The 25,215-nt window shown below is 43.3% G+C and carries 21 protein-coding genes and 1 tRNA gene; 8 read left to right on the top strand and 14 right to left on the bottom strand.

The annotated features are described in order from the left end of the window. Positions 1 to 41: 41 nt before the first annotated feature. On the bottom strand, positions 42 to 680 hold the full coding sequence (locus FD27_RS04055) for an HAD family hydrolase (protein WP_057749910.1): 639 nt from the start codon (positions 678 to 680) through the stop codon (positions 42 to 44). Positions 681 to 838: 158 nt separating this feature from the next. Here FD27_RS04055 and FD27_RS04050 point away from each other — a divergent pair. Further along, positions 839 to 911: transfer RNA gene (locus tag FD27_RS04050), tRNA-Lys, on the top strand. Between the two features lie 104 nt (positions 912 to 1,015). Here FD27_RS04050 and FD27_RS04045 read toward each other — a convergent pair. The 13 genes from FD27_RS04045 to dnaA form a co-directional block, all read right to left on the bottom strand. Further along, positions 1,016 to 2,215, bottom strand: a complete 1,200-nt coding sequence (locus tag FD27_RS04045; protein WP_057749904.1) for an MDR family MFS transporter — start codon at positions 2,213 to 2,215, stop codon at positions 1,016 to 1,018. A gap of 83 nt (positions 2,216 to 2,298) precedes the next feature. Continuing rightward, on the bottom strand, positions 2,299 to 3,687 hold the full coding sequence (gene dnaB, locus FD27_RS04040; protein ID WP_057749901.1) for a replicative DNA helicase: 1,389 nt from the start codon (positions 3,685 to 3,687) through the stop codon (positions 2,299 to 2,301). Positions 3,688 to 3,718: 31 nt separating this feature from the next. Beyond that, complete coding sequence (gene rplI, locus FD27_RS04035) at positions 3,719 to 4,171, bottom strand: 50S ribosomal protein L9 (protein ID WP_057749898.1); 453 nt, start codon at positions 4,169 to 4,171, stop codon at positions 3,719 to 3,721. A 5-nt stretch (positions 4,172 to 4,176) separates the two neighbouring features. After that, positions 4,177 to 6,201, bottom strand: coding sequence for a DHH family phosphoesterase (locus FD27_RS04030; RefSeq protein WP_057749896.1), 2,025 nt, complete (start codon positions 6,199 to 6,201; stop codon positions 4,177 to 4,179). A gap of 271 nt (positions 6,202 to 6,472) precedes the next feature. Continuing rightward, a complete protein-coding gene (rpsR, locus tag FD27_RS04025) occupies positions 6,473 to 6,709 on the bottom strand; it encodes a 30S ribosomal protein S18 (RefSeq protein WP_057749894.1) in 237 nt (78 codons plus the stop codon). A 29-nt stretch (positions 6,710 to 6,738) separates the two neighbouring features. Continuing rightward, a complete protein-coding gene (gene ssb / locus FD27_RS04020; protein ID WP_057749890.1) occupies positions 6,739 to 7,314 on the bottom strand; it encodes a single-stranded DNA-binding protein in 576 nt (191 codons plus the stop codon). 39 nt (positions 7,315 to 7,353) lie between these two features. Beyond that, positions 7,354 to 7,644: a 30S ribosomal protein S6 gene (rpsF, locus tag FD27_RS04015; RefSeq protein WP_057749886.1), complete on the bottom strand. Its 291-nt coding sequence runs from the start codon at positions 7,642 to 7,644 to the stop codon at positions 7,354 to 7,356. A gap of 195 nt (positions 7,645 to 7,839) precedes the next feature. Beyond that, entirely contained in the window at positions 7,840 to 10,362 is a 2,523-nt protein-coding gene (gyrA, locus tag FD27_RS04010; protein ID WP_057749883.1) for a DNA gyrase subunit A, read from the bottom strand. A 284-nt stretch (positions 10,363 to 10,646) separates the two neighbouring features. Then, a complete protein-coding gene (gene gyrB, locus FD27_RS04005; protein ID WP_057749879.1) occupies positions 10,647 to 12,593 on the bottom strand; it encodes a DNA topoisomerase (ATP-hydrolyzing) subunit B in 1,947 nt (648 codons plus the stop codon). After that, the gene (gene recF, locus FD27_RS04000) at positions 12,593 to 13,714 is read right to left on the bottom strand and encodes a DNA replication/repair protein RecF (RefSeq protein ID WP_057749877.1); all 1,122 of its coding nucleotides are present in this window, start codon (positions 13,712 to 13,714) and stop codon (positions 12,593 to 12,595) included. The genes gyrB and recF overlap by 1 nt, the downstream gene beginning before the upstream one ends. A 2-nt stretch (positions 13,715 to 13,716) precedes the next feature. Continuing rightward, on the bottom strand, positions 13,717 to 13,941 hold the full coding sequence (gene yaaA, locus FD27_RS03995) for a S4 domain-containing protein YaaA (protein WP_057749874.1): 225 nt from the start codon (positions 13,939 to 13,941) through the stop codon (positions 13,717 to 13,719). 236 nt (positions 13,942 to 14,177) lie between these two features. Next, a complete protein-coding gene (gene dnaN / locus FD27_RS03990; protein ID WP_057749870.1) occupies positions 14,178 to 15,317 on the bottom strand; it encodes a DNA polymerase III subunit beta in 1,140 nt (379 codons plus the stop codon). A gap of 188 nt (positions 15,318 to 15,505) precedes the next feature. Next, positions 15,506 to 16,825: a chromosomal replication initiator protein DnaA gene (dnaA, locus tag FD27_RS03985; protein ID WP_057749868.1), complete on the bottom strand. Its 1,320-nt coding sequence runs from the start codon at positions 16,823 to 16,825 to the stop codon at positions 15,506 to 15,508. 492 nt (positions 16,826 to 17,317) lie between these two features. On the opposite strand from dnaA, the gene rpmH reads away from it, so the two are divergent. The 7 genes from rpmH (at position 17,318) to asnB (ending at position 25,166) form a co-directional block, all read left to right on the top strand. Next, positions 17,318 to 17,452 carry a 50S ribosomal protein L34 gene (rpmH, locus tag FD27_RS03980; RefSeq protein ID WP_003665227.1) on the top strand — a complete coding sequence of 45 codons (135 nt, stop codon included), beginning with the start codon at positions 17,318 to 17,320 and terminating at the stop codon, positions 17,450 to 17,452. Between the two features lie 139 nt (positions 17,453 to 17,591). After that, positions 17,592 to 17,948, top strand: a complete 357-nt coding sequence (gene rnpA, locus FD27_RS03975) for a ribonuclease P protein component (protein WP_057749865.1) — start codon at positions 17,592 to 17,594, stop codon at positions 17,946 to 17,948. 3 nt (positions 17,949 to 17,951) lie between these two features. Then, the gene (locus FD27_RS03970) at positions 17,952 to 18,782 is read left to right on the top strand and encodes a YidC/Oxa1 family membrane protein insertase (protein ID WP_057749861.1); all 831 of its coding nucleotides are present in this window, start codon (positions 17,952 to 17,954) and stop codon (positions 18,780 to 18,782) included. A gap of 66 nt (positions 18,783 to 18,848) precedes the next feature. Continuing rightward, the gene (gene jag / locus FD27_RS03965) at positions 18,849 to 19,646 is read left to right on the top strand and encodes an RNA-binding cell elongation regulator Jag/EloR (RefSeq protein ID WP_057749858.1); all 798 of its coding nucleotides are present in this window, start codon (positions 18,849 to 18,851) and stop codon (positions 19,644 to 19,646) included. 167 nt (positions 19,647 to 19,813) lie between these two features. Continuing rightward, positions 19,814 to 21,205, top strand: coding sequence for a tRNA uridine-5-carboxymethylaminomethyl(34) synthesis GTPase MnmE (gene mnmE, locus FD27_RS03960; RefSeq protein WP_057749855.1), 1,392 nt, complete (start codon positions 19,814 to 19,816; stop codon positions 21,203 to 21,205). 8 nt (positions 21,206 to 21,213) lie between these two features. Continuing rightward, positions 21,214 to 23,130 carry a tRNA uridine-5-carboxymethylaminomethyl(34) synthesis enzyme MnmG gene (gene mnmG, locus FD27_RS03955; protein ID WP_057749852.1) on the top strand — a complete coding sequence of 639 codons (1,917 nt, stop codon included), beginning with the start codon at positions 21,214 to 21,216 and terminating at the stop codon, positions 23,128 to 23,130. Positions 23,131 to 23,246: 116 nt separating this feature from the next. Beyond that, positions 23,247 to 25,166 carry an asparagine synthase (glutamine-hydrolyzing) gene (gene asnB / locus FD27_RS03950; protein ID WP_057749849.1) on the top strand — a complete coding sequence of 640 codons (1,920 nt, stop codon included), beginning with the start codon at positions 23,247 to 23,249 and terminating at the stop codon, positions 25,164 to 25,166. Positions 25,167 to 25,215: the final 49 nt, after the last annotated feature.

Raw genomic sequence — 25,215 nt, 5'->3', positions numbered from 1 at the left:
TGAAGAATAAGTTCTTAAAGCTTACTCTTCAGCCTTTGTAATTATTCTTGACGATCTTCCCATAACTTACGTAACATTGCGTACCGGAGATCTCCTACTTGGGTTACCTGATAATCAGCAGAACTAATTTGTTTACTGTCACCAACACCAACTGATAAGATATTGGCATCCTTCATCAATTGAATCTCATGTTGACTGGTACCAATTCCAATACAGTCTGCAGGTTCAATTGATAATTCTTCACATGCCTTTAAATATAGGTTATCAGTGTGGTTGTCATCAACGACAACGTTAAAGTAATCATCGAGGTTAACCTTTTCTAGAATATCATGAGCATAGCCGTCGGTATCATTAACGGCTAGGTCCACATAATGATCATAGAAGTTGATGATCAAGCGTTTAGCATTCGGCAATAATTGGTCATCGGTAATCCCATCAATTGCCTTTCCATACATCTCATATTGTTCTTTTAGCAGAGCCTCTTCATCAGCATCCGTTTGCTTGAAGTGTTGTAATACGACTTGTAGTGCCTGCTGCCTGCTCAGTCCTGCTAGGCTTTGCGCCATCTTCCCCGGAAGCCCCATTCCAAACTCATACATGGCTAGTTCACGCCATGCTTGAAATTGAAGTTCATCAGTATTCAAAATAATATGGTTTAAACTTAAGACTGCGCCTTTCATGTTCTCATCCCTTTATCACTAATATTGCTAACATCTACTCTACCGGGGATCAGCCGAATATTCAATTAATTCTTGTCCCAGAATTTATCATTATTATTTAAATTAACCCTTGCAAAGATCACTAAAGCTTGCTAAGATAGTATCTGTTGTCAAGATATGGGCAGTTAGCTCAGCTGGCAGAGCAACGGACTCTTAATCCGTGGGTCCAGGGTTCGATCCCCTGACTGCCCATCATATCTTTAGCAGGTCATTGATGACCTGCTTTTTTATTTCCAAGGGAATATAGTAAAACGGTCAAGTGACGGCTAACACGTTACTTGACCGTTTTTCATTTATTAATACCGGATTGTCTTTGACTGATTGAACTTTACAATGATAAATACTGCAATCAGGACAACCATTACAGAAAAGGCACAAACCACAAACAAAATCCGGTAACTGGCTAGTTCAATTACAATCCCACCGAAAAGGGGCCCGATTGCTTTCCCAATCGACGAAAAAGCATTCAGTATCCCTTGATATTTTCCTTTTACTTCGACTGGCGATAGCTCATTAACAATCGCCGGCATTGTTGGAAATGCCGTTGCTTCACCGATCGTCAAAACGACCATCGCAAGGACATACCATAGATATGACTTGGCAAATAGTAAAATCACAAATGATAAGGCAACGGTAAAGATCCCCAAGAAGACTTGGCGATATAAGTTTGAATGGTAGCGATTGATCCAGGTAATAATCAACTGAATAATTACGATCAATACTCCGTTAAGCGTCCAGAGGAGACTATATTTCGTCATGGAGATACCTTGATCAGTCATAAAGACAGATAGGTTACTGGACCACTGCTCATACATTGTCCAGATGACCGCGAGACTAACGAAGAATGCCCACGAGATCATCAGGTTACTTAATGGTAACTTAATTTTCGCCTTAGTATCCACCTGGTGACCACGATTAGAAATTTGTTCACTACCATTATCATCACTCTTAAAGAAAATAAAAACAACGGTGCTAAAAAGGATATACAAGACAGTTGTGATGGAGAACATTGGTGAGATATTGCCATGAGCATACTGGTAAAGTGGGCCAACAATCGTTGTTCCAATCACCATCCCCAAGTTATTCGCAAAGTATAGCATATTGAAGACATACCGTCCATCGCGACCAGATTGCGTGCCGTATGAGTTCACCATGGTAATGATCCAGCCATTCAAGAACCCAATAACGGTCAGCAGGATACCGTAAACTGGCCACCCGTTGAAGGCAATTAATAATCCCATCACAATAGTTGCTGTTACTGTGCCGCCAAGCATGAGGCGACGGGGATCCTTCTTATCGAAGAGTAAACCGGCAATATAGGACCCAATCACGTTGGCCCCAGAATACAGCAAGAGGACAATCCCCGAAACCGTTAATGATTCATGTAACTGTTGATGCATATAAATAGTCGTTAATGGCCATACAAAACTATTACCTATGCTCCCTAAAAACATGCCGAGCAGCAACCACCGCAATTGAATTCCTTGACGATTCATCTTTCCGCCTCCTCATTTACTAAAACCTAAAAAACATACAAAAGGGCCTCTCGCTCGATCTCTCGTAAGATGCCCTCATGCCATTAATTATTATCTTCTGGAATATAAGAAACCGAAGCAAACTTGTTATAGGACTTAGCAAATAGCAGCTTTACTGTCCCCCGTGGACCGCTACGGTTCTTTTCAATGATGACTTCAACTTCACTAACGTTTGAGCCATCATCGTCTTGTTGTTGGTTATTATCCTCCTGGTCGTCATCCTCATCGTGTTCATAATAATCATCACGATAAAGGAACGATACAATATCCGCATCCTGTTCAATTGAACCAGATTCACGAATATCAGATAGAACTGGCCGTTTGTCTTGCCGCTGTTCAACTCCCCGTGAGAGCTGTGATAAGGCAATGACTGGTACTTCCAGTTCCTTAGCAAGTTTCTTTAGTTGCCGCGAAATTTCAGAAACTTCTTGTTGCCGGTTATCAGGGTTAGTTCCTTCAATAAGCTGCAAGTAATCGATAACGATTAATCCTAAATTACCCTTTTCTTTTGCTAACCGCCGACAACGAGCACGAATTTCGGCCACTTTGATTCCGGCCGTATCATCAATGTAAATGTTAGCCTTGGAAAGCGAACCAGTCGCGACAAACAGACTATTCCACTCATCCTGAGTTAATTGTCCAGTCCGCAGGTGGTTAGCGTTGATATTGCCTTCTGCACAAATCATCCGGTTAACCAGTGATTCGGCGCCCATTTCCAAACTGAAAATAGCCACTGTCGTGTCAGAACTAGTCGCCACGTTTTGAGCAATATTCAGGGCAAATGCGGTTTTCCCAACAGCTGGCCGGGCCGCAATAATTACCAATTCATCCTTATGCAAACCAGTGGTCATTTCGTCCAGCTGTGCATAACCAGTCGATAGTCCCGTCACTTCACTATCATTTTGGGATAGCTGGTTAACATGACTCAGTGATTGCTCCAGGACGTCCTTAATGTTCTGAAAACCGTTTTGGACATTATCCTGGGATACAGACATAATCTGCTGCTCAGAACTGTCGAGAAGGTCACTGATACTATCATCATCCGCATAACTCTTATTGATGATCTTTGTAGCTGTATTAATCAGTCGCCGACGAATAGCCTTATCGTGAACGATCTTCGAATAGTAAACAACATTCGCAGCTGTTGGTACCGCGGAGGCCAGTTCGGCAATGTAGGCAACCCCACCGATGTTTTCTGTTTGATTGTCCTTATCAAGAGCACTCTTCATCGTCAGAGGATCAATCGGTTGGTCCTCATCATTTAGGTCAATCATTTTCTGAAAAATGATTTGATGAGCTTTCCGATAAAAATCATGCGGTTGTAAGTACTCCATTGCATCAGCCAATGCGTTCTTACTCAAAAAGGCTGCCCCTAAGACCGCCTTTTCTGCATCCAGATCGCGTGGCTCTTCCTGCACTGGTGCATTATCCATAACGATACCGCTCCTTCAACTGAATCGTTAATTACTTTTCTGCAATATGAACCCGAATTTCAGCCGTTACTTGTGGATGTAATTTAATTGGAACATTCACGTAACCTAAAGCCTTAATTGGTGCTGCTAATTCAATCTTCCGTTTATCGATCTTAACATCATACTGCTTTTTTAATGCCGTGGCAATTTGTTTCGTTGAAATCGAGCCAAACATCCGGCCATCAGTGCCCGCTTTACCACTTAATTCAACAACTGTCTTGTCATCTTCCAAGATGCCCTTCAGCTTCTTGGCTTCTGCTAATTCCTCAGCAGCATGCTTTTCTTCGGCCCGTTGTTGACCTTTTAATTGACTCATTGCGGCCTTGGTTGCTTGCTTAGCCAATCCACGCTTAATAAGGAAGTTTTGGGCGTAACCATCGGGAACTTCCTTAACTTGACCGCGCTTACCGCGACCACGAACATCTTGAATAAAAATAACTTTCATCCTAGTCACTCCTCACTTTTATCTTTACTACTATCTTCCTCTGTTTTCTTCAATAGGTCAATCAGAGAATCCTGAACTTCTTGAATCGTCTGTCCCTCAATCTGAGTGGCCGCATTTGCAAGGTGACCACCGCCACCCATTTGTTCCATAATCAATTGAACATTGAAGTCACCCATTGATCGTGCAGAAATGCAAGTCATCCCATCAGCTCGCTTAGTGATAACGAATGAGGCATCGACCCCACTAACCTGAAGCAGCATATCAGCTGCCTGAGCGGCCGTAACAGAATCGTAAGTCTGATCTTCTTCACCGGCCACAATGGCAATTGCGTTTTCAATTTTGGCACGAGAAATCAAGTGGTTCCGCTGCATAAAGCTGTGTGGATTTTCCTTCATAAAGGACTGAATCATCATCCCATCAGCTCCAGCAGAACGCAAGTAACTAGCGGCATCAAAGGTCCGGGTCCCTGCACTCTTCGTAAATGATTTGGTATCAATCTGAATTCCCGTTAACATCGCTGTGGCTTCGAGTTTATTCAGTCCAGCTCCCTCACGCGGCTGATATTCAAACATTTCCGTAATCAGCTCACAAGTTGAAGAAGCGTATGGCTCAATGTAAACCAAAAGCGGATTTTCAGGGAACTCTTCACTCCGCCGATGGTGGTCAATGATAACCAGTCGGTTCTGAAGGCGATCATAAAGCTCAGGAGCGATGGTAATACTCTTCTTAGAGTGATCAACCATTACCAGCAAACTACTGTCTGTTGCCTTCTCAAGCGCCTCTGCAGGCGAGATAATATGATCCTTGATTGTTTGATAATTGTCAATTTGGTGCATCAATCGCTGAATATCGGAATGGGTTTGTTCATTATCAACAACAATCCAGCACTCCTTATCATTCATTTCAGCAATCCGCCGAATACCTAGACAGGCACCTAGTGAATCCATATCCGGTTTATCATGCCCCATCACAAATAGCTGATCTGCTTGAACCATTAATTCTTGAAGGGCCTGACTGATCATCCGTGCACGAACACGGGTCCGCTTTTCCATTGGATTGGTTTTACCACCGTAGAAACGAGTAGCTGAGTTCGTCGATCGGACAACAACTTGGTCTCCACCACGGCCCAGGGCCAGGTCAAGATTGTTTTGTGCCATGTCTGCCAGTTTAATCAAATCACTCTCACCATAAGCAATCCCCACACTTAAAGTAACCGGGGAATTTTGCTTCGAAGTGCTTTCTCGGATTGTATCCAAGATCTTAAACTTCTTCTTCTCTAGTTCGTTAAGTGATTCCTGATGACCAATAATCAGGTAATTATCATCATCAATAATCTTCATCAGCAAGTGGTTATTGGCAGCCCACTCACTAATCTCGGAAGTAACGTAATTATGCAGGTTGGAGACATCGCTATCACTCATCCCCTGAGTCAATTCAACATAGTTATCTAAGTAAATATTTCCCAGGAAAATTTGTTGTTGCTGGTAACGTTGACTCATTCGCTCATACTCAGTCACATCCATCAAATAGATGGCATGGTGGTACTTCTGGACCAGAAACTCAAATTGGCGATCGTGCCAATTAACCACCGTTGGCTTTGTATCATTAATGTGTTCGTCCACCAAGTCGGCCAGGTCCTGGTCAACATCGCCCAGTTTCTTACCAACAATAATTTCAAGATTGAAGTAGCGGGCCATGAACGGGTTAATCCATTCAACCTCATTCCGTTGGTTGAGCATGATCATACCCAGTGGCATTTCCAATAGGGCCTCTTGTTGCCCCTGCTGTACTTGATAAGTCAAATCGACTAGGTACTCGTGAGCATCAATAACGAGTGCGCGTAACCGGTGAGCGCTCAACAATCCACCAATGATTGCTAATACCAATACAAGGATTCCCACTATTAAATTAAGGTTGAAAGCTAAAACTAAGCTAATCACTGTTAATATTAGTAAATAACAAAGGTTCCAGCGCACAGCTGGATGTTTAACTAAGTCTTGCCAATATTCTCGACTGAAAATCTTATGCATCCTTAATCCTCCCGGAGACTAACGATAATCCCCCGCTGTGTAATTTTCTAAATCATTAGGCAGTGCAAACTATTATTCTCCCCACGTAAATAGTTGGCTGGACAAAATCGTCCATTCTTCGTTGCCTACTCCCGTAGTTAATCAAGTACTATCATATCATAAACTACTACCAAATTTGCCATGGATCGATCACTGCCGCTCTTTTTGAAAGCATAAATTAAAGCATAACAAAAGGCACTGCAACAAACTAGGTTGCAGTGCCTTTAACAGATTAATCTTCAGCAACGAATGGCAGAAGACCCATAATCCGTGCACGCTTGATAGCGATAGTTAACTTACGTTGGTTCTTGGCGCTAGTACCAGTAACCCGACGTGGTAAAATCTTACCTCGTTCAGAAATAAACCGACGTAATAAATCAGTGTCTTTGTAATCGATGTAGTCAATGTGGTTTGCGGCGATGAAGTCGATCTTACGACGACGACGGCCGCCACGACGTTGTTGTGCCATGAAATTACCCTCCTATCTGGCTTAAATTTTTAGAATGGTAATTCGTCATCGGAAAGGTCAATAGATTGACCTCCGTCATCCCCACTATCAGGTGGGAATGGATTATTATTGGCTTGCCCTTGGTTGTTATTGTTACCACCAAAGCCGCCTTGATTAGCAGACGAATTAGCCTGAGGAGCATTATTTCCTGATTGTGGCTGATTGTTGAACTGTGGTTGCTGACCCTGACCACCAAATGATTGTTGGTTGCCACCATATTGTTGGCCGCCTTGGTTATTACCACCTTGACGAGGTTCAAGCAACGCAAAGTTATCAACAACAACTTCAGTAACGTATACCCGATTACCTTGTTGGTTTTCGTAATTCCGGGTTTGGATCCGGCCTTCAATTCCAACAAGAGAACCCTTATGCGTAAAGTTACTGAAGTTTTCAGCAGATTTCCGCCAAATGACGCAATTGATAAAATCAGCGTCCCGGTCACCATTTTGGTTCCGGAATTGACGATCAACGGCTAAAGTGAATGAAACAACAGCCGTACCGCTGGTTGTGTACCGCAACTCAGGATCTCTAGTTAAGCGTCCAGTTAAGACTGCACGATTAAGCATAGATGTATCTCCTCTCTTTTTGTTGACGATTGATTAAGCTTAGCGCTTAACGATCATGTGACGCAGGATATCGTCGCTGAACTTAGCCAAACGATCGAATTCGTTTAAGGCTTCGTCAGAATCGGTAGTCAAGTTTACCACGTGATAAGTACCTTCAGTGTACTTGTCAATTGGGTAAGCAAACCGACGAGTTGACCAATCCTTGGAATCAGCGATAGTTGCACCATTGTCCGTCAGAACCTTGTCGAACCGGTCAACCAGTTCGCTCTTTGCTGATTCTTCGATGTCAGGACGAATGATGTAAGTAATTTCATATTTACGTGTTTCCATGAATGTTACACCTCCTTATGGACTCTGGCTCTTCTCTCTTTTGAGAAGAACAAGGAGAGTAGACGTCTGTACGTATACTCACAGAGATAAAATATACCACAGACCTTTGGTAAAAACAAGGAACAGATAACAAGAAATCCTGAATTTGCGGTCTAACTTATATAGACGTAAAATTCAGGATTTTGCACTAATTATTTAGTTTTTTGATTCAGTATCAGCTGGTTGTTCACTAGTTGCTTGATCCGCATCTTTTTCTGATTCAGTTGAATCATCAGAGTCGTCTTCTTTGGCGACCTTAGCAATCGTTGCCACTGTTGTTCCCTTGTCCATCTTAATTAAATGAACACCAAGGGCCGAACGACCAGTTTGCGAAACACTTTCAATGCCGAAACGAATAATGACACCCTTGTCAGTAACCAGCATAATATCTTCATCACCTTGGACGGTTGTTAACCCAGCCAGTGGACCATTCTTCTTAGTCACATTGACGGTCTTAACACCCATTCCGCCACGACCCTTGATTGGGTATTCACTAGCAGGGGTTTGCTTACCGTAGCCTAACTCACTGATGACCAGCACATTACTGTCGTCGTTCAGTGGTGCCGCACCGATTACGTAGTCATTATCACGAAGACGAATTCCTCGAACACCGGCAGCAGCCCGGCCCATTGACCGCACAAGTGATGAATCGAAGCTCAAAGCATACCCATTATGAGTCCCAATGATCATGTTTTGGTGATCCTTGATAATTGCCACATGGATTAATTCATCATTATCGTGAAGGTTAATTGCCTTCAGACCATTGCTCCGGATATTTTGGAATTCACTGACTGGCGTCCGCTTGACAGTTCCCTGTTTAGTAACGAAGAACAGGTACTTATCATCGTTATCGGCCTTATGAGAAACGTTAATAACGGCATTGATCTTTTCATTGCTATCAATTCCTAAGAGGTTAATAATTGGAATTCCTTGCGCTGAACGACCATATTCAGGAATCTCATATCCCTTCATCGAGTAAACCTTCCCGGAATTGGTGAAGAAGAGCATCAAGTCATGCGTATCACTGGAAATCAGGTGCTCAATAAAGTCATCTTTGTGAACACCCATCCCCTTAACACCACGACCCCCACGGTGCTGAGACTTAAATTCGTCAACTGGCAGCCGCTTAATGTAGCCGTTATGGGTCAAAGTAACAATAATGTCTTCTTCTTCGATCAGATCTTCATCTTCAATGTTAGTAATATCACCAACTTGAAGTTCTGTCCGCCGCTTATCACCAAACTTCTTTTGGATTTCAAGCAATTCGTTATAAATAATCTCTTGAATCCGTTCTTGGTGGGCCAAGATGTCCTTATAATCAGCAATTGCTTCGGTCAGCTTCTTATATTCGGCTTCGATCTTTTCCCGTTCCAAACCGGTTAACCGAACTAGCCGCATATCAAGGATTGCTTGTGCTTGCCGGTCAGACAAACCATAGTTATCCATCAATTGCTTCTTAGCGACTTCACTGGTTTGTGAATTTCGGATGATATTAATAATTTCATCAATGTGGTCAAGGGCAATCCGCAGACCTTCAACAATATGAGCCCGCTTTTGGGCTTTCTTCAGATCGAATTCTGTCCGCCGTCGAACAACATTCTCTTGGTGTTCCAGGTAATACTGAAGAATTTCTTTCAAGCTTAGAATCTTAGGAGCGCCATTAACGATCGCCAGCATATTGAAGTTGAAGGTGGTCTGCATCAGCGTCATCTTGTACAGGTTGTTCAAAATGACTTCTGCACTAGCATCACGCCGCACATCAATCACAATCCGCATCCCATCACGGTCAGTTTCATCGTTAACGTCGATGATTCCTTCAATTTCCTTGTTCCGCGCTAATTCAGCAATTCGTTCAATTAACTTGGCCTTGTTGACCATGTATGGAATTTCGTGAACGATAATTTGTTGCTTACCGTTCTTCTTTTCCTCAATATCAACCTTGGCCCGCACAATGATGGTTCCTCGACCAGTTTCATATGCTTTCCGAATACCAGATTTGCCCATTACAACCCCACCTGTTGGGAAGTCAGGGCCTGGTAAGACCTTCATCAAGTCTTCCGTTGTAGCGTCGGGGTTCTTCATCAACACATGGAGAGCAGAGATAACTTCACCCAGGTTGTGAGTTGGAATGTTAGTTGCCATCCCAACCGCAATTCCTGAAGCCCCGTTTACCAAAAGATTAGGGAAACGAGCTGGCAAAACAGTTGGTTCCTTTTCGGTCCCATCATAGTTATCTTGAAAATCAACGGTATCTTTGTTGATATCACGAAGCATTTCCACGGCAATTTTGCTCATCCGTGCTTCGGTGTACCGCATAGCGGCAGCACTATCACCATCAACAGAACCAAAGTTACCGTGACCATCAACCAGCATATACCGGTATGAGAAGTCTTGAGCCATCCGCACAAGCCCTTCGTAAATTGATGAGTCACCATGAGGGTGGAACTTCCCCATAACATCCCCAACAATACGGGCAGATTTCTTATATGGCTTATCAGGAGTAACCCCTAATTCGTTCATCCCATAAAGAATCCGCCGCTGAACTGGTTTTAGGCCATCCCGAACGTCAGGAAGCGCACGTGAAACAATAACACTCATGGCATAGTCCAAGAATGAATTTTTCATTTGGCTTGTCAGATTGACGTCGGTAATTCGATTTGGCATATCATTATCAGCCACGTCGTTGTTCCTCCTTTGTGTTTGAGTGCGTCACTCCAAAGAGTTTCCGGTAAGCTAACGATTTCTCCAACGAACGGCGACTTGTCGTCGGAGGAGGAGGTCGTTAGCTATAGGAAACTCGAGTGACGCACGTTATGACTATGTAAGTTTAAAGTTCTAATTTTATATTGCCAAGCTATGCTCGCCGGAAGCTTGCTAGTGCTAACCCTCTCCTTCCTAGACGCATAGCGCCTTCGTCAGGAGAGAATGTTAGCCTTCCGCAAGCTTTGGATCCGGCTCGCACACTACAAATCCAAATTCTCCACAAACTTAGCATTATCCTCAATAAATTGCCGCCGTGGCGTTACCTTATTCCCCATCAACATTGGGAAAATCTTATCGGCTTCTGCAGCATCATCCAGGTTAACCCGCAATAAGTGGCGTTTTTCAGGATCCATTGTTGTTTCCCATAACTGTTCAGCATCCATTTCACCAAGACCCTTATACCGTTGGATAACAGGTTTAGGACTTGGCTGCAGGGAGTTCACAACCCGATCTAATTCTTCATCAGACTCAATGTACTTAACGAACTTACCCTGCCGAACTTGGTACAGAGGTGGCTGGGCAATGTAAACATATCCATGAGTAATCATTGGCTTCATGAACCGGTAGAAGAGTGTCAGCAACAGGGTCCGAATGTGTGCCCCATCGACATCGGCATCGGTCATGATAATCAGTTTGTGGTAGTTAGCCTTGGTAATATCAAAATCATCACCAAAGCCGGTTCCTAGAGCCGTAAATAAGGACCGAATTTCATCGTTCGCCAATACCCGGTCCAGCGTAGCCTTTTCAACGTTCAAAATCTTACCCCGAATTGGGAGAATTGCTTGGGTCAACCGTGAACGTCCTTGCTTAGCAGAACCACCGGCTGAGTCCCCTTCGACGATGAACAATTCTGAGATGTTTGGATCTTTACTGGTATTATCAGCTAACTTACCTGGCAAGTTACTAATTTCCAGGCCACTCTTCTTCCGCGTAACTTCCCGGGCCCGTTTAGCAGCAACCCGAGCCTTAGAGGCTAATTGACCCTTTTCAATAATTTGCCGCGCCTCATCAGGGTGTTCCATCAAGAAACGGTTAAAGGTTGCCGCGAAGACATGGTCAGTAGCCGTCCGGGCATCAGAGTTACCCAGTTTAGTCTTCGTCTGGCCTTCAAATTGGGGATCAGGGTGCTTGATAGAAACAACCGCTGTTAACCCTTCACGGACATCGTCCCCAGATAACGTTTCATTGTTCTTTAAAACACCGGCCTTGTGACCATAGTCATTGATAACCCGGGTTAAGGCCATCTTGAACCCTGTTTCGTGAGTCCCGCCTTCATACGTGTGAATGTTATTAGTGAAAGTTAACAATTCACTCCGGTATGAGTTGGTGTACTGCATGGAAACTTCAACCGTAATACCGTTTTCCTTACCTTCAACGTAAATCGGTGGTTCAAATAATGTTTCCTTGCCTTCATTCAGGAAGTCGACATAGTGACGAATTCCACCTTCATAGTGGAATTCTTGGCGCTCAGGGTTTTCATCCCGCTTGTCTTCGATCGTGATCTTAAGGCCCTTGTTCAGGAAGGCCAATTCCCGCAAACGATTAGTTAAGGTATTGATATTGTAAGTCGTCGTTTCACGGAAAATTTCTGGATCCGGCTTAAAGTGAACGGTTGTCCCATGAACATCTTCTGGCAGATTTTCATCAATTACCTTCATCGAGGTCTTGACGTGACCATGATCAAAGTCCATGTAGTAGCGCTTTCCTTGACGGGCAACTTTGACGTCCAATTCGGTTGACAAGGCGTTAACAACAGAAGCACCAACACCGTGCAAGCCACCAGAAACTTTGTATCCGCCACCGCCGAACTTACCACCAGCGTGGAGAACGGTAAAGACCGTTTCCAGAGCCGGCTTACCAGTTTCTTTTTGGGTGTCAACTGGAATTCCCCGTCCATTATCGGTAACGGTAATACTATTATCGGGTTCAACCGTCACGTTGATTTCATCACAGAAACCTGCTAAGGCTTCATCAATCCCGTTATCAACGATTTCCCAAACTAAGTGATGTAAACCCTGTGCTGATGTCGAACCGATATACATCCCCGGACGCTTCCGGACAGCATCAAGTCCCTTTAAGACCTGAATCTGGCTGGCATCGTATTCGCTCGCTAACTCAGCTTTTGTTTCTTTTTGCTCGTCGCTCACTATGCTTCCTCCTTGATCAAGTTTCCATTTTTAATTTCAAAAATTGTTGGTTGGTGAATTAACTGCCGGGCAACATCAGAGAGACTCGTTGTCGTCAAGAAGGTTTGTACCTTATCTTGAATAGCAGTTAATAGGTGGGTCTGACGGATCGTATCCAATTCTGATAGAACGTCATCCAGCAATAGTAATGGGTATTCACCCGTCTGTTCTTTCATCAGGTCAATTTCCGCTAGTTTAACCGACAAGGCCGTCGTCCGTTGCTGGCCTTGTGAACCAAATGCCTGAACATTTTTACCATTGACCACAAAATGAATATCGTCACGTTGTGGACCATAAGATGTCGTTCCCTGGTCCACTTCACGTTCCTGATGGTCTTGGTAAATCTTAAGTAACTGATGATAGACCTGGTCAACGCTTGTGTCATCACCAACATTAACCTGGGTGATGTATTTTAGTTTCAACTGTTCTGCCTGCAACGAAATTTGTTCGTGCAGGTTAGCCGCCCACTTCTCCAATTGGTGAAGAAAATGGTAACGGGCGACAATCACTTCTGCACCATAAGCAGCCAGCTGGTCAGAAAGGACACTCAGTAGTACCCGGTCGTGCTGTTGACCATATTTCAATTGCTTAAGGTACTTATTCCGCTGCCGGAGGAGTGTCCGATACTGACTAGCATCATAGAGGTACTTACTACTCATCTGACTGAATTCAGTATCCATAAAGTGACGACGCAGTGCCGGAGCCCCCTTCACTAGTGACAAGTCCTCGGGCGCAAATAAAATTGCGTTAAGCTGACCCACATAAGACGACAGCCGCGCTTGCTCTAGGTGGTTAACCTTTGCTTTCTTCCCCTTTGTTGTGAACTGCAGCTCAAGAGGAACGCGTCCGGTCTGTTTTTCAACCACCCCACTAATCATGGCAGATTGGTGCTGCCAATTAATTAGGTCACGGTCGTTATTAGTCCGGTGGCTTTTCGTCAGCGATAACGCATAAATAGCTTCTAGCATATTAGTCTTCCCCTGGGCATTATGGCCAATCAGTACGTTGACCCCGGGGGCAAAGTGAACAGTTAAATCATCGTAATTGCGAAAATGACGTAAGTGCAATTCCGAGAGGATCATAATTAGTCCTTGCTCTTAATCATGATCGGCTCGTGTTCTGGAATAATGACAACATCGTCAGGATAAAGCTTCTTTCCCCGCCGGTCTTCAAGTTCGTCATTAATTCTGACCTCATGATCTTTTAAAAACCACTTGGCAGCTCCTCCGGTGGGAATGATTCCCTCTTCCTTCAGTAACTGGCCAAGAGTTATAAATGGTCGGTCGATTGTTACCGTCTTTGTTTCCACACTATCACCTACTTTACTGAGGTTAATTATACCACAGTTTTAAGCGTTAAACGCGATTAGAGCCTTTGGGAGGCATTTTGGATTCATTTGGTCTTTTTTATCTATTTTGCCTCGTGAGTGCTCATTTTTGCTCACAATTGATTTAACACCATTCATCAATTCAAAATTTATCAAAATCAAAAAAGAGACCCACAAGTTCAAAATTAATCTTGTGAGTCTCACTAGTATTAGTTTGTTTAGAATGTCCGTACTGGCGTAATCAGGTGGACAAAGTTTTCTGTGTCCTCCGTTGGTACCAGGGTAAATGGCCGCAATGGGGAGGTAAATGAAATCTTGATCGTTGACTGACCAAATGACCGCAACGCATCCTTCATATAGTTTGGATTGAAGGAAATCTCCAAATCATTACCGTCAACAGCACTTGTCGTTACTTCTTCTTCAACCATCCCAATGTCAGGAGAGTCGCCGCTAATCCGGACGAGATTATCTTCTGGTTTGATTGTCAGTTTAACCACATCGTTACGACTTTCATGTGAAAGCAGGGAGGCACGTTCAATTGATTGAAGAAAGCTCCCCGCGTCCAATTCAATCGTGGTGTCGGCAGTATCTGGAATCAATTGACTGGTTTCTGGGTAATTACCTTCCAAGAGACGGGAGTAGAAATGGGTGTTACCAAAAATGAAGAGGACTTGGTTTTCGGTAACTTGCATTTGAACATCATCTTTGACGTCGGAAATCATTCCAGACAGTTCATCCATGCTCTTTCCGGGGATGATAACGTCATAATCAACGCCATCAACACCATCTAATTGAACTTTGCGTTGTGCTAACCGGTGGCTATCAGTGGCAACAGCAGTTAGCAATCCATCATGCAACGTAACGTGGACACCGGCTAGAATTGGCCGACTTTCTTGTTTAGAAACGGCAATAACTGTTTGCCGAATGACTTCTTTTAACATGTCATTTGCTAACGTAACGGTCTTATCAGTTTCTACTTCTGGAAGGTGAGGGAAGTTTTCAGCATCTTGACCGTTAATTTGGAACTTTGCCGTTCCAGAAGTAATTTCAGCTTGAAAGCCAGTTGTAACTTCAATTGTTACTTGCTTATCAGGAAGCTTCTTAACAATTTCACTGAAGAATCGTGCTGGTAAAACAATTGATCCTGGTTCATCAACCTGTAAACCATAACTGTCATCACTAGCAGAAAGAACAGATTCAATTGTAATATCTGAATTACTTCCAGTAAGAACAATTTGGTTTTGATCAACAACCATTTTTAGTCCTGTCAAAATTGGAATAGTTGTTTTTGATGAAATTGCACGTAAGACATTATTTAATTGACTAATGAATGCGGAACGGTTAATTGTAAATTTCATATTCAGACCTCTTTGCTGTGGTGGTTATATATATATATTTATTTTAATACTTTAAAGTTTAGTAGTCTTAGTAGGGATTGTTAATACTGTGGATAAGTCTAATTACGATAGTCAGATCAAGTTATCCACCTGTTGATAACTTGTGGATAATCCTGGGAATAACTGTCTTGGTTATCCACAGGCAATTATCAGGAACGTAACTTGGCCTTCAAGGTGTTGATTTGTTCGTTCAGGTCATTATTAGACTTCATTTCCTCTTCAATCTTATCGATTGCGTGAAGAACAGTTGTATGATCCTTACCGCCAAACTCTTTTCCAATCTTAGGGAGAGAGTAATCTGTTAACTCACGGGAAAGGTACATCGCAATTTGACGAGGCACAACGATCTGCTTAACCCGCTTCTTACCAACGATATCTGCTTGTGTGATGTCATAGTAATCCGCTACGCTCTTTTGAATTGCAGAAACGGTGACCACGGTTTTCTTGGACCGCTGCAGGCCCTTGAGTGCTTGTGAGGCAAGGTGAGGCGTGATCGGTTCATGACTAAGGTTAGAATAAGCTTGCACTTTGGTAAGAGCGCCTTCAAGTTCACGAATGTTGGTATCGATTTGACCGGCAATATAGTTGAGGGTGTCATTACCAATATTGATATGATCTTCTTCAACCTTACTACGTAAAATAGCGATCCGCGTTTCCAAATCAGGTGGGGTAATTTCAACCGTTAATCCCCATCGGAACCGGGATACGAGCCGGTCTTGCAATTCAGGAATTTCGTTTGGAATTCGATCGGAAGTCATCACGATCTGCTTCTTATTGTCATGTAAGGCGTTGAATGTATTGAAGAATTCCATCTGGGTTCCTTCCTTGTTAGCAAGGAACTGAATATCATCAATTAACAATAAGTCCAGGGTACGGTATTCTTCACGAAATTTTTCTGTGGAGTTGTTTTGAATAGAATGAATGAAATCGTTGGTAAACTCTTCACTAGTCACGTACTTGACTTTAGAAGAGGGGTTCAATTCCAACATGTGATTACCAATAGATTCCATTAAGTGAGTCTTGCCGAGGCCAACGCCCCCATAAATGAAGAGCGGGTTATATAGTTGGCCAGGACTTTCCGCCACGGCGAAAGCCGCCGCGTGCGCCATTTTATTACCTTCACCAACAACGAAGGTATTGAAGTTGTAGTGCGGGTTTAAGGGAGTATCCATTTCAAAATTGGTTTGATCGCCACTTTGCCCTTGGGTATAAGGGTCAAATTCTCCCTCAAGAATGAAGTGCGGTTCAATCCCTGAAAAACCAGCGTCTTCAGCGGCTTGAATCAATTCGCTAGAAAGGTTCTTCTCCCAGTAATCACGGTGAACCTTAGTAGGAACTTCGATTTGTAAATTGTTATGAGAGAGAGAAATTGGTTTTGCCGGAGCAATCAAAGTTTCAAAGGTAACTTGACTTTTCCTTTGACGAAATGAATTTTGGATCGCTTCCCATAGAGAATCGAGCTCAGTCAAAATAATTCCTCCTAATATGAATTCCAAACGGTATTTTATCATTTCAAAAAAAAGTTTTCCACAGGATGGTGGATAAAAGGAAAAATTTTACACAACGCTGTGTGTTATTAGAGAAGCTAACTGTTGATTGTGTGGAAAGTTAGGTGGAATAAACACTTATTAACCGCATCTGTGGATAACTGAATGCTGATATGACGCAGCTAAAACGAGTTATGAACAGTTATTAACATGCCTGTGGATAACTTTAATCACAGGATGGGGATTGTGGAACAATGCTGTTAAATACGCGTTGATAACTTATCCACAAGGGAGCAGTTTACACAACGCTGTGGATTATTTTGGTGATTTTGTGGATAAGTAAAAAATTTTTTGATGAAATTTTCCGTTTATTATTAGGGAAAAGTATGGTAGACTATCAAAGTATGTTTGAAGAGATCGTCTTTTTAGACTATAGAAACCAAACCATTCATCTTGAATAGGAGGTGCAATCGTATGAAGCGCACGTTTCAACCAAAGAAGCGTCACCGTGCACGTGTCCATGGCTTCCGTAAGCGTATGAGCACCAGTAACGGCCGTAAGGTATTAGCACGTCGGCGTCAAAAGGGCAGAAAAGTATTATCTGCATAACCAACACGGCCACTATTATTTAGTGGCTTTTTTAATTGTTGAGGGCAGGGCAGTCAGCTTGATGAGCAATCTTTTCGTTGAAGTTGTCATTGTCCAGCCCTCTTTTTATCTATTGAGTTTAGGCTGGGGAATATACATTATGAGAAAATCATATCGCGTCAAAAAAGAAAGTGAGTTTCAACGTGTGTTTGAAACTCACAATTCCGTTGCCAACCACAAATTTGTGATTTATCAAATGGCTAAGCCAGGCCAAAAACATTTTCGGGTCGGGATTTCAGTTGGTAAGAAGATTGGTAATGCGGTTCACAGAAACTGGGTGAAGCGACGTATCCGGCAGACACTGTTAGAAGTGAAGCCGCAACTAAAGCAAGATGTTGACTTTTTAGTAATTGCTCGGCCAGCAGCGGATGGACTTGAAATGGCGGAAACAAGGAAAAATTTGGTCCATGTTTTAAAGCGGGCCCATCTATTAACTGAAAAAAGTGAGGATCGTTAATCAATGAAAAAGACAAAACGGATCCTAAGTTTAACGGCAATTGCAAGCTTAACCTTATTCTTAGCAGCTTGTTCTAATAAGCCAATTACCAGCCACAGTACTGGTTTATGGGATCACTACATTATCTACAACTTCTCGCGGTTTATCATCTGGCTATCAAATACCTGTGGTGGCTATGGGATGGGGATCATTATCTTTACGATCATTATTCGGGTCCTCTTACTGCCACTGATGTTCTATCAGACCAAGTCGATGCTGAAAACGCAGGAATTACAGCCAAAACTGAAGGCCATTCAAAAGAAGTACTCATCACGTGACCGGGCCTCAATGATGAAGATGCAACAAGAAACCCAAGCGCTTTATAAGGAAGCAGGAGTTAACCCATGGGCGTCAATGTTGCCAATGATAATTCAGCTGCCAATCATGTGGGCTTTGTACCAAGCAATTTGGCGGACTCCAGAGTTGAAGCATGGGACCTTCTTATGGTTACAACTTGGTCATACAGATCCTTATTACGTTTTGCCAATTCTCGCGGCCATCTTCACCTTCATGAGTTCATGGCTGTCGATGGCATCAATGCCAGAACGTAATGCAATGACCTCCGCAATGACTTGGTTTATGCCAATTATGGTCTTCTTCATGGCTCTTGGGTTCTCATCAGCTATTACCTTATACTGGGTAGTTTCAAACGCTTTCCAGGTATTGCAGACCCTTTTACTCCAGAATCCATTTAAGATTCGGCGTGAACGTGAAGAACGTGAAAAGGCTGATAAAGCAAAGCGGCGGAAGCTTGAAAAGGCAAAGCGGCGTGCTTACAGCAGTCATCGTAAATAGTCAAAATAACGGAGGATGGCCAGGAGTCATTCTCCGTTTTCAGTAGATATATTTGGAGGAGAAATAATGGGACAGTTTAAAGGGGCAACAGTTGAAGAGGCCGTTAAAGCGGCTAGTCAACAATTAGGTACCAATGAAGATCATTTGACAGTGACGGTTATTCAACAACCGCGGCACGGGTTTCTTGGAATTGGTCGGCGTGCAGCCGTAATTGAAGCTAAGGTAAAACCGACAAAAGAATCTAAGCCCAAAGTAGCTAAGGTAGCTAAAAAAGTAAAACCGGCTAAATCAAAGGTCGCTAATAAAGTTAAATCACACCATCAGCCGGTACAGCCTAATCACAAGAAGGCGGACGGGGAGATTGACCCTGCCGAAATGAAGCGGCGTCATGAGGAGAATGTCAATCGAGTAAGGGAAAGTAGTCAGCAGTTAATCCAATACCTTAGTGACATCTTTACCGAGCTGAAAGTTCACGTGGAACCGGAAATTAAAGAAGTTCGGTCACATGAAGTGGTAATTGATCTGAAAAGTGAACAGTCAGGCCGAATTATTGGTCACCATGGGCGCCGGATTAACGCGTTGGAACAATTAAGCAATGCCTTTATGAACTACCATGGAGCATCGAAGACAATCGTTATCCTCGATACTGCTAATTATCGGCAGCGACGTCAAAAAGCCCTTCACACGCTTGCTGAGCGCTCTGTGACCGAGGTTGTCGCAACTGGTCAGGCAGTCTTCTTAGATCCAATGCCAGCTCGTGAACGAAAGCAAATTCATAAAGAACTCGAAAATAATCGGCACGTCCGGACTTATTCTCATGGTCGTGAACCTTACAGGAGTGTAGTGATTGCTCCAGCTAATTAACCAGCTTTTGTGATTGACATTTATGGCCGTTCACACTAGAATAATTGCGGTTATAAAATTTAAATTAAATGATTACTGTTAAAGTAGTGAAAGTGCTTTGACCATGTGATCGGCAATTGATTGTCGAATGACGTGGAGGGCACTTTTTTTAATAGAAAGGAGTCTGAATGGTGGCAAATACTGATAATGATACAATTGTAGCAATTTCAACCCCAATCGGTGAAGGTGGCATTTCGATTATCCGGATCAGCGGTGATGATGCGATTAAGGTTGCTAAAAAGATTTATCATGGTAAGGATTTAGCAAAGGTCCATACTAATACCATCAACTATGGCCATATCATTGACCCAGATACGAATGAAGAGGTCGATGAAGTGATGGTATCAGTGATGCGGGCTCCCCATACCTACACCTGTGAGGATGTTGTCGAGATTAACTGTCATGGGGGCCTTCTGGCAACAAACCGGATCCTCCAGCTGGTCCTGTCCTATGGGGCCCGGATGGCTGAACCAGGTGAATTTACTAAGCGGGCCTTTCTAAATGGTCGGCTGGACTTATCCCAATCTGAAGCGGTTATGGACCTCATTCGTGCGAAAACTGATAAATCAATGAAGGTGGCATTAAATCAGCTTGATGGGAACTTGTCTCACCTGATTCGTCATTTACGGAAAGATATTCTGGATGTATTGGCTCAAGTAGAGGTCAACATTGATTATCCGGAATATGATGCTGTTGAAGAAATGACGACTAAAATGTTAAAAGAAAAAGCGATTGATATTCGTCAGCGAATTGAATCACTACTCAAAACTGCGAAGCAGGGGAAAGTGCTTCGCGAAGGATTAGCGACGGCAATTATTGGTCGGCCAAACGTTGGTAAGTCCAGCTTACTTAATTCGTTACTCCATGAAGATAAGGCGATTGTAACGAATGTTGCTGGGACCACGCGGGATGTCATCGAGGAGTACGTCAATGTTGACGGTGTTCCCCTTAAGCTGATTGATACTGCGGGAATTCGCGACACGAATGATACGGTTGAAAAAATCGGTGTGGACCGGAGTAAGAAAGCTCTTAATGCTGCTGACCTGGTCCTGTTGCTAATTGATAACTCTGCGCCATTAACTGATGAAGACCGGGAGTTGTTGGCGGCAACGAAGGATAAACAACGAATTGTGATTTTGAATAAGACTGACTTGCCGGATAAAGTGGATCGGAATGAACTAAAACAATTAGTTGGCCAAGATCACCTGATTGAAACTTCCATTGTGAATAATGAAGGGATGAGCCAACTCGGCCAAACAATTAGCCATATGTTCTTCGATCAAGGTATCGAGAATAGTCAGAATAATGTTATGGTCACTAACGCCCGACATATTGGCTTGCTCCATCAGGCAGATGATGCCCTTGGGGATGTCCTTAAAGGAATTAAGGATGGAATGCCAGTTGACCTTGTCCAAATCGATATGACTCGTTGTTGGGACTTACTCGGTGAAATTACCGGGGACTCATACCAGGATGAATTGCTTGATCAATTATTTAGTCAGTTCTGTTTAGGAAAGTAGGAGGAAAAATGAAGTCTGCAGAAGCATTAAAAACTTCGGATGCCGTTCAATACGAGGGCGGCGATTACGATGTTATCGTTGTTGGTGCTGGTCACGCAGGAAGTGAAGCGGCACTGGCAGCAGCAAGAATGGGTAATAAAACCCTCTTAGTAACGATTAGTCTTGAAATGGTTGCTTTTATGCCATGTAACCCGTCTGTTGGTGGACCGGCAAAGGGAATTGTTGTTCGTGAAATCGACGCCCTTGGTGGTGAAATGGGTCATAATATTGACAAGACTTATGTCCAAATGCGGATGCTGAATACTGGTAAAGGACCAGCAGTCCGGGCATTACGTGCACAAGCCGATAAGCATGCCTACCACCGTCAAATGAAGTTAACCATTGAAAAGCAACCTAACTTGACTTTACGACAAGCGACAGTTGACCAGTTAATCGTTGAAGATGGTGTCTGCAAGGGTGTTATAACCAATACTGGAGCCCGTTACCATGCGAAGGCAGTGGTATTGACAGTCGGCACAGCGGCACGGGGCAAAATAATCATTGGTGAATTACAATACCAATCTGGGCCGAATAACTCTAAGTCGGCAGTTAAACTGTCTGAGAATCTTGAAAAGCTGGGCTTTGACCTTGAACGGTTCAAGACGGGGACGCCGCCACGTGTTAACGGTAATACGATCCACTATGATGAAACAGAAGAACAGCCTGGCGACCAAGAAGTTCATCACTTCAGCTTTGATACACCAGATTCTCATTACCTTTCCGTAAGTGACCAAATTTCCTGCTGGTTAACATACACCAACCCAGGCACTCATAACCTGATTCGAGCAAATCTTGATCGGGCACCAATGTTCTCTGGTGTGATCAAAGGTGTGGGACCACGGTACTGCCCATCAATTGAGGATAAAATTGTCCGGTTTGCCGACAAGGATCGTCACCAAGTCTTCTTGGAACCAGAAGGCCGTGATACTGATGAATGGTACCTCGACGGTCTCTCTACTTCGATGCCAGAAGAAATTCAACAAAAGATTGTACACTCCGTCAAGGGCCTGGAAGACGCTGAATTGATGCGGCCTGGTTACGCAATTGAATATGATGTGGTGGCTCCTTATCAACTACACCCCACTCTAGAAACCAAGTTAGTTAAGAACCTTTATACGGCTGGACAAACCAATGGGACTTCTGGGTACGAAGAAGCAGCTGGTCAAGGATTAATTGCGGGAATTAACGCCGGTTTACGGGCATTAGGAAAGAAACCATTTGTGTTGAAGCGGTCTGATGCTTACATCGGTGTCATGATCGATGACCTAGTTACTAAAGGAACCAAAGAACCATATCGTTTACTGACTAGTCGGGCTGAATACCGGTTATTGTTACGTCACGATAATGCTGACTTCCGTTTAATGGCTAAGGGCCACGCCATTGGGTTAGTTTCAGATGAACGGTATGCTAAGATGGAAGCCAAGAAGCAGCAGGTTGAGGCAGAAATTGCGCGATTGAAGAGTGAAAAGCTGAAGCCAAACGATCAAGCAGTTAACAACTTTATCCAGCAACATGGTGATAATCCGCTGAAGGATGCCGTGACGGCAGCGGATTTCATTAAGCGCCCATATGTTGATTATCAAACATTGCTAAAGTTCATTCCTGGACCAAACCAAGACTTGGATCGTCATGTGATTGAACAAGTTGAGATTCAATTAAAGTATGCTGGCTACATCAAGAAAGAGGAACAAAAGGTTGAACGGATGAAGCGGATGGAAAATAAACGGATTCCGGCAAATATTGACTATGACCAAGTTGACGGACTAGCCACCGAAGGACGGCAGAAGCTGGAAAAAATTCGACCAGAAACCCTTGCTCAGGCTTCACGTATTTCTGGTGTCAACCCAGCAGATATTGCAATTCTATCGGTATATATTCGTAAGTAAGAAGAGGGTGGACCTATTTCCCGGGAAATAGATCCCCTTTTTTGAAAAAATCACTAAAGAAGAGTAAAATTAAGGCTTCAGAAGATACGAGAAAATTATGATTAGGAGAAATTCGCATGTGTGGAATTGTTGCATTTGTAGATAACGAAAAGCCACAAATTAAGGATAGTCTGATCAAGAAGATGAAGGAACGGATTATCCACCGTGGTCCGGACGCTGAAGGGCAATATGTTGATGAGAATGTTGCTCTGGGCTTCCGGCGCTTAAGCTTTGTTGACGTTAAGTCTGGAAATCAACCAATCTTTAATGAAAATAATTCCAAAGCCATTGAGTTTAATGGTGAAATTTACAACTTTGAGGAACTACGGGAAGAATTAATCAAAGACGGTCATACCTTTAAGACCCATGCTGATACGGAAGTTATTTTGCATGGATATGAACAATGGGGTAAGGACGTTGTCAATAAACTACGTGGTATGTTTGGCTTCATTATCTGGGATTTGAAGACTCATGAAATGTTTGGGGCCCGTGATCATTTTGGTATCAAGCCATTGTACTATGCTAAGATGAACGGTACCTTCTTTGTGGGTTCTGAAATCAAGGCCTTCTTAGACCACCCTAACTTTAAGATGGAGCTTAACAAGCGGGCTTTGAAGTCTTACATGACATTCCAGTACAACGTTACCCAAGAAACTTTCTTCAAGGGTGTTTATCGTTTACCAGAAGCTCATTACTTTACTTACAAAGATGGTAAGTTTGAAATGAAGCAGTACTGGGATGAAGATTTTGATCCAAAGCAGGAAACCTTTGATCAAGCAGTTGATAACATTGATGATGTTGTCAAAAATTCTGTTAAGGCACACACCTTTGCTGATAAGGGAATTAAGGTTGGCTCATTCTTATCTGCTGGGGTTGACTCAAGCCTGGTAACGGCATTGATGCGGCCTAATAATACCTTCTCAATTGGTTTTGACAGTGGTTACGATGAAACCAAGCAGGCCCGTGAATTAGCTGCCAAGTTGAAGCTTAAGAACACTGATAAGCTATTGACAGATGAAGAAGCATTTCATAAGTTCCCCCTGATCCAGTATTACCTGGATGAACCAGACTCTAACCCATCAGTTGTTCCTTTGTATTTCTTAAACAAGTTGGCAAAGGATAATGGCTATAAGGCGTTACTGTCCGGGGAAGGGGCCGACGAACTCTTTGCTGGTTACACAGCATACGGCTTTAACACTAAAATTAAATTCTTACGGTGGGTCACAGACCAATTAAAGAAGTTACCAAAGGAAAAGCGGTATAAGCTTGGTAAGTGGCTTGAAGGAAAGCAGTTCCACGGTTCAGAGCACCTTTACCGGAACTTAGCACCTGCCCGGGACACCTTTATTGGCCAAGCTTATATCTTTAGCCCAACAGAAGCTAACGAATACTTGAAGCCAGAATATCAAGACGGCCCATCCATTACCGACCTCTTAAAGCCACTGTATGATAAGTGTGACGAAAAGAAGGACATGAATGAAGTAGCAAAGAAACAATACGTCGACTTGCACCGGTTCATGCCTGGTGATATTTGCTTAAAGGCTGACAAGATGAGTATGGCTAACTCCGTGGAAATTCGGGTTCCATTGTTGGATAAAGAAGTTATGAAGGTGGCTGAAACAACGCCAACTGATTACTTGTTCAACTATAAGGGAACTAAATGGGCATTCCGAATGGCGGCTAACCGGCACTTGCCTGAAGAATGGGCAACTCGTCCTAAGCTTGGCTTCCCAACTCCTGTCCGGGAATGGTTACGTGAGAAGAAGTACTACGAAATTGTCCGTGAAATGTTCGAACAAGACTTCGTTGGTCAATTCTTCAACCAAGATAAGCTACTAAAGCTGGCTGACGATAACTTTGCAGGAAAGATCGATGGTCGACGGAAGATTTGGACAGTATACACCTTCTTAGTATGGTATAAGCTTTACTTTATCGACCACTTTAAGCCAGATGAAAGTGGCATTGATCGTTCTAAACAAGCAGTTACAGAAGCTTAATAGTTACACTGTGGTGTCGAGAGTAGGCACCACAGTTTTTTTGCTTAGC

The sequence above is a fragment of the Limosilactobacillus frumenti DSM 13145 genome (assembly GCF_001436045.1).
GTDB classification, from domain to species: Bacteria; Bacillota; Bacilli; order Lactobacillales; family Lactobacillaceae; genus Limosilactobacillus; species Limosilactobacillus frumenti.
Note: the sequence above shows the minus strand (reverse complement) of the source record. Positions and strands in the feature narration are given on the sequence as shown.

Bases quoted from the DNA above. Each gene is read 5' to 3' on its own strand.
- rplI (WP_057749898.1), bottom strand. From the start codon at position 4,171: ATGAAAGTTATTTTTATTCAAGATGTTCGTGGTCGCGGTAAGCGCGGT.
- FD27_RS03970 (WP_057749861.1), top strand. From the start codon at position 17,952: ATGAAAAAGACAAAACGGATCCTAAGTTTAACGGCAATTGCAAGCTTA.
- asnB (WP_057749849.1), top strand. From the start codon at position 23,247: ATGTGTGGAATTGTTGCATTTGTAGATAACGAAAAGCCACAAATTAAG.
- dnaN (WP_057749870.1), bottom strand. From the start codon at position 15,317: ATGAAATTTACAATTAACCGTTCCGCATTCATTAGTCAATTAAATAAT.
- recF (WP_057749877.1), bottom strand. From the start codon at position 13,714: ATGATCCTCTCGGAATTGCACTTACGTCATTTTCGCAATTACGATGAT.
- dnaB (WP_057749901.1), bottom strand. From the start codon at position 3,687: ATGGATAATGCACCAGTGCAGGAAGAGCCACGCGATCTGGATGCAGAA.
- rpsR (WP_057749894.1), bottom strand. From the start codon at position 6,709: ATGGCACAACAACGTCGTGGCGGCCGTCGTCGTCGTAAGATCGACTTC.
- rnpA (WP_057749865.1), top strand. From the start codon at position 17,592: ATGAGAAAATCATATCGCGTCAAAAAAGAAAGTGAGTTTCAACGTGTG.
- FD27_RS04045 (WP_057749904.1), bottom strand. From the start codon at position 2,215: ATGAATCGTCAAGGAATTCAATTGCGGTGGTTGCTGCTCGGCATGTTT.
- jag (WP_057749858.1), top strand. From the start codon at position 18,849: ATGGGACAGTTTAAAGGGGCAACAGTTGAAGAGGCCGTTAAAGCGGCT.
- mnmG (WP_057749852.1), top strand. From the start codon at position 21,214: ATGAAGTCTGCAGAAGCATTAAAAACTTCGGATGCCGTTCAATACGAG.
- ssb (WP_057749890.1), bottom strand. From the start codon at position 7,314: ATGCTTAATCGTGCAGTCTTAACTGGACGCTTAACTAGAGATCCTGAG.
- mnmE (WP_057749855.1), top strand. From the start codon at position 19,814: ATGGTGGCAAATACTGATAATGATACAATTGTAGCAATTTCAACCCCA.
- rpmH (WP_003665227.1), top strand. From the start codon at position 17,318: ATGAAGCGCACGTTTCAACCAAAGAAGCGTCACCGTGCACGTGTCCAT.
- FD27_RS04030 (WP_057749896.1), bottom strand. From the start codon at position 6,201: ATGCATAAGATTTTCAGTCGAGAATATTGGCAAGACTTAGTTAAACAT.
- rpsF (WP_057749886.1), bottom strand. From the start codon at position 7,644: ATGGAAACACGTAAATATGAAATTACTTACATCATTCGTCCTGACATC.
- FD27_RS04055 (WP_057749910.1), bottom strand. From the start codon at position 680: ATGAAAGGCGCAGTCTTAAGTTTAAACCATATTATTTTGAATACTGAT.